The organism is Synechococcus sp. F70.1, from assembly GCF_047502745.1.
Lineage (GTDB): Bacteria > Cyanobacteriota > Cyanobacteriia > Thermostichales > Thermostichaceae > Thermostichus.
In genome coordinates, this window is the sequence record NZ_JANSJL010000005.1 from 6649 (window position 1) to 7714 (window position 1066).

Below are 1066 nucleotides of genomic sequence, written 5' to 3' on the forward strand. Positions count from 1 at the left end.
GGATCCCGTTGGCGGCCTTGGACGGATCCCGGCTTCAGGCCCGGCGTGTGGTAGGTCCAGATGGAGCCATCGGCGTGGCGGCGGGCGGTTACAAACCCCCCATGAACTGAGACAAAGCCGATGTCGCTCAGCTTGGGAAACTGCTGCAACTGGCGGGCAAAATAGGCTTCCAGCACTTCTAGCTGCGGGGCGGCCAGATTGGGCAAAAGTCCCCAGCGCAGCACCTCCTTATTGAGGGCATTTACCTGCAGGGGGGCCTGCAGATATCTGTGTAGGTGATCCTCGGCTCGGTCGTTAACCTCACTCTTCAAGTGCCTAGCCAACTGCAGCGCCATCTGCTGCCTGGCCCGCCAGGAGAAGTAGGATACCCCGCCTGCCCCTCCTACCACTGCCAGCACTAAGGGTGCTAGCAGCGCCACCCGCAAAGAGATGGAGCGGAGCGGCAAGGGAGAAGATTGCATCGGTGCTCTACCTGATGGGAGAACCTCCCCAAAGAGTCCTCCGGCGCTAGTAAGCACCCGACAGAACAGGACTCTATAGAAAGGCTAAAGAGGCTATGGTACTTCACAGTTGTAGCTTACTTCTGTACTAGCTGCTACCAAGGCTGGATTTTGAGCGGCTAAGCCGACCGGGTAAGCGTTAGCTGCTCTGCTTCGACCTTGTGGCTGAGCAACTTTTCAATCAACTGATCCAGAAGTTCTAGCTCACCCTCCGTGTAACGTCCCCGCAAAAGTAGTTCGTTGATGAGGCTCTCCTGTTCCCGGCTGAGGAAGCCACTCTGAAACACTTGTTCAACCACCTCTCGAATGCTGGACGCCGGATCGGCAGGGGCATTCACGGCTGCCTCTGCTTGAGTCCTACTTTGAGGAGCGAGGTGGCGCTGCTCAACCTGCTCCGGTGGGGCTTGAGTCCTGTCTGCAGCAGGGGCTGTGTCCTGCCATTTTGGAGAGACCTCCCGCAGTTCCCCCAGGGAAAGGTTTTCGCTCAGGATCCTTGCCAAGCGGTAAGTCCGGTAATCCACGGTTAAGTCGAGAGTAGCTTGCATGCTGCTTTCTACGTATCTCTA

General features: G+C 57.5%; 1 protein-coding gene and 1 pseudogene. Both read right to left on the bottom strand.

Annotated elements, in window-relative coordinates; all coding sequences use genetic code 11:
* A pseudogene (locus NW860_RS00105) lies at nucleotides 1-461 on the bottom strand (histidine kinase); the annotation flags it as partial.
* A 158-nt stretch (nucleotides 462-619) separates the two neighbouring features.
* Complete coding sequence (locus NW860_RS00110) at nucleotides 620-1045, bottom strand: hypothetical protein (RefSeq protein ID WP_414511862.1); 426 nt, start codon at nucleotides 1043-1045, stop codon at nucleotides 620-622.
* Nucleotides 1046-1066 lie beyond the last annotated feature (21 nt).